This is a genomic window from Gemmatimonadota bacterium (assembly GCA_021295815.1).
GTDB lineage: Bacteria > Gemmatimonadota > Gemmatimonadetes > Longimicrobiales > Gaopeijiaceae > JAGWBQ01.
The window spans coordinates 46,421-54,216 of sequence record JAGWBQ010000019.1 but is presented as its reverse complement, the minus strand read 5'-3'; the positions used below and the strand labels follow the sequence as shown (position 1 = coordinate 54,216).

Annotated in this window: 6 protein-coding genes; 2 read left to right on the top strand and 4 right to left on the bottom strand. The window is 65.4% G+C overall.

Annotated features, from left to right (window positions below; all coding sequences use genetic code 11):
* The 3 genes from J4G12_08745 to J4G12_08735 all read right to left on the bottom strand — a co-directional run.
* Positions 1 to 982: carboxypeptidase regulatory-like domain-containing protein (locus tag J4G12_08745; GenBank protein ID MCE2455883.1), on the bottom strand; the 982-nt coding region annotated here is incomplete at its 3' end.
* A 95-nt stretch (positions 983 to 1,077) separates the two neighbouring features.
* A complete protein-coding gene (locus J4G12_08740) occupies positions 1,078 to 2,127 on the bottom strand; it encodes a FecR domain-containing protein (GenBank protein ID MCE2455882.1) in 1,050 nt (349 codons plus the stop codon).
* 1 nt (position 2,128) lies between these two features.
* Positions 2,129 to 2,710: a sigma-70 family RNA polymerase sigma factor gene (locus J4G12_08735; protein MCE2455881.1), complete on the bottom strand. Its 582-nt coding sequence runs from the start codon at positions 2,708 to 2,710 to the stop codon at positions 2,129 to 2,131.
* 262 nt (positions 2,711 to 2,972) lie between these two features.
* Between J4G12_08735 and J4G12_08730 the strand changes: the two genes are divergently transcribed.
* Positions 2,973 to 3,827, top strand: coding sequence for an IS3 family transposase (locus tag J4G12_08730; GenBank protein MCE2455880.1), 855 nt, complete (start codon positions 2,973 to 2,975; stop codon positions 3,825 to 3,827).
* Between the two features lie 330 nt (positions 3,828 to 4,157).
* Here the strand turns inward: J4G12_08730 and J4G12_08725 are convergent, their stop codons facing one another.
* On the bottom strand, positions 4,158 to 5,012 hold the full coding sequence (locus J4G12_08725) for a formylglycine-generating enzyme family protein (protein MCE2455879.1): 855 nt from the start codon (positions 5,010 to 5,012) through the stop codon (positions 4,158 to 4,160).
* A gap of 1,531 nt (positions 5,013 to 6,543) precedes the next feature.
* On the opposite strand from J4G12_08725, the gene J4G12_08720 reads away from it, so the two are divergent.
* Positions 6,544 to 7,796 (top strand): Ig-like domain-containing protein (locus tag J4G12_08720; GenBank protein ID MCE2455878.1); only part of this gene is annotated, 1,253 nt, incomplete at its 3' end.

Here is a 7,796-nt window from a genome sequence, read left to right as displayed (position 1 = left end):
CGAACTCCGCGGGGAAGCCCCCGGACTTCAACTCCGCCCGGTCCACCATGTCCGGGTTGAACACCGAGAACGCACCGAGCAGGTGAAAGGGATGGAAGATCGGAATGTCGTCCAACAGGACAAGGTTCTGGTCCCCCGATCCTCCGCGCACGTTGTAGGAGGCCGCGACGTCAGACACCCTGGTCACTCCGGGCAGCACGTCCAGCGCCCGAATCGGATCGCCCGCCGCTACCCCCGGAAGCGTCTGGAGCGTGGCCAGGTCGAGTTCCTTCACCGTGACCCCTGCGGATTCCTCGAATGCGGCCCGCTGCCACGTTCTCGGCGCGCCTACAACAAGTACTCCCTCCAGTTGCACGGCCTCTGTTGAAAGCGTGACGTCCATTTGAGTCTCTGCGCCCGACGTTACCGCGGTCGGTCTCTCATGGGTGGCGTAGCCGATATGCGCCACGGTCAGGACGAAATCTCCTGGCGGCAGGTCCTGGAGCGCGAAGAACCCCAACCGGTCCGTTCCCGTCACCCACCCATCAGTTTCGTCGCCGGCGCGCAGGAGTTGGACGGTGGCGTCCGCCAACGGCACGGCCAACTCCGACCGCACGTGACCGCTCAGGCTCCCCGTCGGAACACCTTCCTTGTCGCTCAGCGGCAGGATGACGACCTGAGACCCCAGTTCGACGTATCCCAACTCGGCGTCGGCGAGAAGCTGGTCGAGGGTCCTCGCGAGAATTAGCGTCGTACAGTCGCAGGTGACCCGCAGGCCTCTCGGAAACAGACTCGGGCTGAACGCGATCTGCACCTGTGATCGTTCCGCGAGGCGGACGAGCGCTTCGGCCAGCGGCGCTCCGTGGATCGATAGGCCCGATACAGTCGCCAGCAGAGTGCCCGGCTCGGGATCGATCCCGAGCTCGCCCCTGAGCGAGGCCAATACCTGCTCATCTTGGGCGGCGAGCCGCGACGCGACCACACTGGTGAGAAGCGCGGCCAACACCGAAGCTCTTGTCAGAAGCAGTCGTGTTGGCCACCCCGATCTTACGGTCCCCGACGCGCCCAGAGACAGGCGCCCACCTATCCGCACGGGCCTCACGAACCCGCTCCTGAATTGGCGCTTTCGATCCTCACAATCCCAGTGTCGATGCTGCAACGGGCGTCGATCACACCGCACACCACCGTCATGACCTCAGGCAGCGACTTCGAGTCGAACCACATGGTGAGGGTGCGGTCGAGGAGCGCGGCATCGCCCACCAACACCCGCGTGTTGTAGTGCTCCTCTACCTCCTTCATCGCGACATCGAGCGGCGTGTCATGGAAGATGAGGAAGCCGTCCAGCCAGTCGGCCATGCTCTCGATCGGCGCGGCAACGTCGATGAGTGCGGGGAGGCCGCGCAACAGGCTCGCCGCCTGCCTCGCTCCGACCTGCACCTCGTGGTCCGGCCCAGCCAGGGCGACTCGGCCCTCGACCACAGTTACGGCGAGCCCGTCGGCGCGGGCCGCTAGGTGGAAACGAGTTCCCAGCACTTGCGCGGTCCCCGCCGCCGTGGTGATGCGGAACGGGCGCCCCGCGTCGGTTGTGACGGCGAAGAAGGCCTCACCGTGGAGCGTGGCGTCGCGGGTCGTCTCGCCCGTCGCCGCACTAAGGCGACTGTCCGGCCCGAGACGGATCACGGTACCGTCGGCCAGACGCACCATCTCGGTCTCTCCGGGGCCGGTCCCGAATTCCTTGGCCGTGGCAGTGATGCTCGGAAGGCCGCTATTGCTCCCGCCCCTGAAGACTTGAAACATTGCCGAGGCGACGATGGCGATGACCCCGGCTGCCACGAGACAATATCGGCGACGCAAGGCGCGCGCGGGTTTCACTCTCCTCTCGAGACGTGCCAGACGCAACTTCGCGGAACCACCCCGTCGCGCCTCAGCCCGCCAAATCAAATCCTCGGCGGACGGCGGGTTGCCGGGTAAGATTCGACGGTCTGCCATCTTCCCGGCCTCGACTACGCGTCGGAGTTGGGCCAGGTCGCGTTCGCGCTCCGCCGAGCCATTCATCCACTCTTTCACCGCCGCGCTCTCCTCGTCCGTCACCTGCTTGCGCAGATGCCGGAGCAGCAACTCGTCCATCCGGTCCTCCCTGGTGTCCATCCTAATCGCCCTGATTGTCGTTGATCGCCCGCCGCACACTCCGTAGCGCGGCGCTCATCTGGTTCGCCACCGTCTGCACCGAGATGTTTAGCACCGCCGCCGCCTCCGCATGGCTCAGCCCGCGCTGAAAGACGAGCTCGAACACCTCGCGCCGGCGATCCGGCAACGACGCGACGGCCGCATCGAACGCGTCCGCCAGCATCTTCGCGTCCAGTTCCTGGGCGGGGGTCGCCGGTCGCGGCGCATCCTTCAGCTGCTGGCGTTCGGCCCATCGCCGCCTTACTTCGTACTTTCGCTTCTCGTCGATCACCAGGTTCCGTACGATCCTGTACAGGTACGCCCGGGCGGATCCCCGGGGCCGCCAGCCCCGCCTCCGCTCCCACACCTGGATGAACGCCTCCTGCACGACATCCTGGGCCAGTTCTACGTCGCCCAGCTGGCGTGCCGCATAGTGCACGAGTTCCTCCCAACAGAGGTTCATCAGCCGACCGAGCGCCCACGACGACCCGCCCTTGATCTCGGCCATGAGACGATCAGGCCGGTTGTCGCCAGTGGTCAGCCGGGTGTCGTCGGTGTCTCGCATCAGTTGAAGAGTTCGCATTCTAGAATGACAAACGGATGAGGAGCGTTGTACTACTATGGCCGCCTCAATTGCGGTCGGTTGCGGTCTGGTTCATCGTCCATTCGGGCTACTTGCGCCGAAGATAGTCACGCCCGCGACCAAAGGAACGTGCCGGAGGTGTTCGCCAAGGGCGGGAGGCGGAAGCTCGCCAAGGAGCGTGAGGCGAAGATCCACGACCTGCATGCCAAGATCGGGGAGCTCACGGTAGAGCGGGATTTTTTCGGTGCGGGTTGAAGCGTTGAGCCGGGCGGAGCGCTTCGGGATGATCGAGTCGGCCGGACCGCTGAGCCTGTCGAAGCATTGCGTGCTGCTGGGCGTGAGCCGATCGTCGCTCTGCTCCCGGCCGAAGGGAGAGCGCGCGGAGAATCTGGCGGTGATGCGGCGGATGGACGAATTCCACATGGACTATCCGTTCTGCGGGAGCCAGCAGATGATAAGACATCTCCGCCGCGAGGGTGTCACGGCTGGCAGGCACCGGATCCGACGGCTCATGCGCCTCATGGGGATGGAGGCGACCTACCGGCGGCCGCGCACGAGCGTGGCGAACTCGGAGCACCGGATCTTTCCCTACCTGCTGCGCGACATCGAGATCTGCCGTGCGGACCACGTGTGGTGCGCGGATATCACCTATGTCCCTGTGACGCAAGGTTTTTTCTACCTCGTGGCCGTGATGGACTGGGCGACGCGGCACGTCTTTTCCTGGCGGCTGTCCAACACGATGGACGCCTCGTTCTGCATTGGGGCTCTGGACGAGGCGCTCATCCGGACGACTCCGGAGATCCTGAACATCGACCAGGGCGCGCAGTTCACCAGCGCGGCCTTCGCCGACCGGGTGTTGGGTGCGGGCGTGGCGTTCTCGATGGACGGCCGGGGCCGGTTCCTCAACAACATCTTCATTGAACGGCTTTGGCGCTCGCTGAAGTACGAGGCCGCGTACCTGCATGAACTCCGCAATGGGCTGGATGCCCAACGGATCATCGGCTCGTGGATCGACTTCTACAACGAGGTGCGTCCGCACTCGTCGCTGGGCGGGCGGACGCCGGGCGAGACCTACCGCAACGGCGCGAGGGCGGCATGAGCGACCCGCGTCGCGTCCGGTCGACCGGTGTCGAGTGCCCGCAGGCTCCCGTCCGTCCACGTGTCCGAGCATTTCCCCGCGTACCGATGAGGACGCGGGCCGGAGGCACAGCGGGCAATCCGCCCGCTCCGCCCGCGCGTTCAGACCTCCAGCAAGCCCGGGTTGCCGGGAGGGGAATCCGACCGGCGACCCGGGCTTACGATCCACGTAGCGAAGGTTCCCGAGGGCTCTCAAATCCAGTCGGAATTCACCTTGACTTTGCCCTCGGACTGTCCAACGATGTAGGACCACCCCACCAGTCCCGGAAGTAAGGAACGAAAGACTCAACCGTCAGCTTATGGTTCGGGCGACACGGAAGCCGAGGTCGGTATGCCGGTTACCGGCATTGGTCCTGCCACGGACCGCTGAACGGAGGGCTTTCGGAGCGGTGAGCCAGGAGCCGCCGCGAGCTAGACGAACAGAACAGTTCCCAGTTTGCCGTGCGCTCCCATCGTTCGGGGCATCCGAATAGTTGTCCTTCCAACAGTCCTCGGTCCATTCCCACACGTTGCCCAGAACGTCATACAGGCCGAAAGAATTCGGATCAAAAGAGCCCGCTGGCGCGGTATTTGTGTAGCCATCCCTGCACGGCGCAGCAGCATCCCTTCCATTGGCGTATCGACACTGCTCCGATTCGCTCTCTCCCCAGTACCGCGCTGTCTGAGTCCCAGCGCGTGCCACATACTCCCACTCCGCTTCCGTCAAGAGTCGGTATTGTGCTCCTGTCGTACGGGAAAGCCATTCTACGTATGCCTGAGCATCCTTCCAGCTCACATTCGTCACTGGGTGCCTCCCAAGGCCCGATCCCGAGCCTGACGGCAGGTGGCCTCCACATCCACCGCCGCGCGCGCATGCTTCCCACTCGTCGAAACTGACTTCGTATACCCCTACCGCGAACTCGTAGTTGATGGTCACCGGGTGCGACGGTTCTTCGTCGTCGTATCGTCCATTCTCTGTGCCCGGGGACCCCATAGTGAAGCTGCCAGCCGGGACCACCACCATCTCGGGACACACTTCGCAGTCCTGAATCGCTTCGCCCGCTCTCGGTGCGGCGACTGAGCCGGTTATGTCCGAGCAGCTCGTACCTAATCCCAACGCGAATGCGATCAAGCCGCCCAGTCCGATACCAACGATTGTCTTAGCCATTCCGCTTGTTCTCCCTTTGTTGCAGCCATTGTTTCGATCAAGATCCTAAACCGATCATCTCGGCGCTTCCGTATGACGAGCGTGCGAGCTTCCCGTGCCTACTACGCCCCGCGGGCGGAGCGTACAGGTCAGGCATCAGCAAGACCGACCTGAAAATTACTCCGCGACCCGGAGACTACCCTCTGACGACCAACCGCCACCTAAGGCCTGCCCGGCCTCACGATCCGCCTCACCGCCCGGTCTCTCCCGCGGCGGTTGCAACCGCCGTCTCTGACAAGGGGCCCCCGCCGGTCGATGGACGACTTGCGCTGATTGCCCATGTTCGGGTGGTCTGCGGAGCAGGGCTACCCGTACACGGCAGCGTCGGCCTGGGCCCGATGTAGGTGAAGTGAAATGATGCGGCGTTTTGGGTAACCAAGCTTCGGTCGGAATTCAGCACCCGGACCGATCAATTCGTCCAGTGCAGGTCGAGCCCGGTCGAGCGCGCGGGTAATGGCAGCAGGCTCGGGCATAGGGGTTCGCGAGGGAAAGCGAAGCGATGCTAGCGCCCCTGCGGATCCTTACGCCCCGCTCCACATCGCTAGGATACGATCGCCAAAGAGACTAAGCCACATAATCCCCAGCTGTAGCGCAGCGAACGCTATCGCAGTGAGTATCCGTTGCTTACGTCCGATGGTCCGGTCTGCGGTCCAGGAAGCAACGATGCCGACGACGGAAAACCCACCGATGAGGATGGTCAACGCGATTTCTAGCAGTGTGTAGCTGCCCGTAAAGAAAGTCTGTATTCCGGCCAGGTACAACCAGATCAGTCCCATGAAGAAGGCCCAGCAACCCAATAGGCCAAGGGCTGCGGGCGCGGTCCAGGGCTTTCGGCGGATGGCGAACCCCAACAGGATCACGATGGGAGCAATCTGGAACACATGCCGAAGGAACGTTCCGCTCTCGATCCCGACGACCAGAAGACATCCGGCAACGCCGGAAAGGCAGACGACTCGTACATGTCCGCCGGAACGAGCACTCTTGAGAGTGAAGGGAACCAAGGTCTCTGAGCAGCGACAGTAAGAGGTTAGAACGAGAGGTGAGGGAGGCTCTACCACGCGAAGATGATGGAAGTTTCGGTGAGTAAGGTAGACAGCACCGCTGGCCGGGGGGCTGAGCCTGGACCCCATCGCCTCTGCAACGCGGCGGAGCCGGTCTCGTGCAATGGTCAAGTCCGCCGAGCGCGGCCACTACAAGCCGACCCCTGAGCCTTGGCGCGCACGACCTGGACGAGCTCGCCATTCCCCCGGTTGACGGTAAGGATGTTGCCGCGTAGCTTTGAATCGACTAGACCTGCCCCGCTTTCACGGACGGTTGGGACACCTTCACCGATGTCGGCAGCGAGGGTCCTGCGTTAGCGGGTCGTCCCAACGCCGACTCGCGGTGGCGGCGACTCCCGGAACCACGTTAGGTTGAAGCCGAGTCGAAAATCCAGTCCAGCTCCATCGGTCCTGGCGGCTTGGCCGTGGACCTGTTTCGCCAGGATGATGCCATGAGACGACCACCAGCCGTAGCGCCCATGCTTGTGCTGGCAGGCCTGGCTGGCTGGGCCGTCGCATGTGGCGACGGGGTGATCGAACCGCCCCCCGATCCGCCCCGGGCGACCACGGTGACCGTGACGCCCGCGACCGTCACGTTCGCGGCGCAGGGGGACACCGCTCGGCTCGCGGCCGAGGTGCGGGACCAGGTCGGGCGGGTCATGGAGGGCGCGACGGTTTCCTGGTCGAGTACGGACACGACCGCAGCGACGGTCGACGCCTCGGGGCTGGTGACGGCGGCGGGAAACGGAGCGGCGACGATCACTGCGACCTCGGGGTCGGCGTCGGGGAGCGCGACGGTGACGGTGGCCCAGGCGGTGAGCGCGGTGGCGGTCGTTCCCGCCGCGGACACGCTGGTGGCGGGCGACACTTTGCGGCTGAGGGCGGAGGCGACCGACGCGAACGGCCATCCGGTAGCGGGGGTCGAGTTCACGTGGGAGTCGGGCGACACGTCGGTGGCGACGGTGGACGGATCGGGCCTCGTGACCGGGACCGGCGCAGGTGAGGTGGAGATCGCGGCGACGACCGCGGGTGTCGCGGGTGTGGCGCAGCTTGCGGTCGCGGCTCCTGTGCCGACGACCGTGGCGGTCTCCCCGGACACGGTGGCGTTCGCGGCGCTGGGCGACACCGTGCGGCTGACCGCCGAGGCGTTCGACGCGAGCGGCCACGCCGTGGTGGGAGCGGAGTTCACGTGGGCGTCCAGCGACGCTTCGGTGGCGACGGTGGACGGGTCGGGGCTGGTGACGGTGCATGACGACGGAACCGCGACGATTACGGCGGCCTCGGGGTCGGCGTCGGGGAGCGCGACGGTGACGGTGGCCCAGGCGGTGAGCGGGGTGACTGTCGCTCCCGCGGTAGACACGCTGGTGGCGGGCGACACGGTGCGGCTGAGGGCGGAGGCGATGGACGCGAACGGCCACGCGGTGGCGGGAGCCGAGTTCACGTGGGAGTCGGGCGACACGCTGGTGGCGACGGTGGACAATGCGGGCCTCGTGACCGGGGTCCGTGCGGGCGAGGTGGAGATCGAGGCGACGACCGCAGGTGTCGCGGGTGTCGCGCAGCTCGCGGTCGGGGCTCCTGCGCCGATGACCGTCGCGGTCTCCCCGGACACGGTGGCGTTCGCGGCGCTGGGCGACACCGCTCAACTCGCGGCCGAGGTCCGGGATCAGATAGGGCGGGTCATGGCGGGCGCGACGGTCTCCTGGTC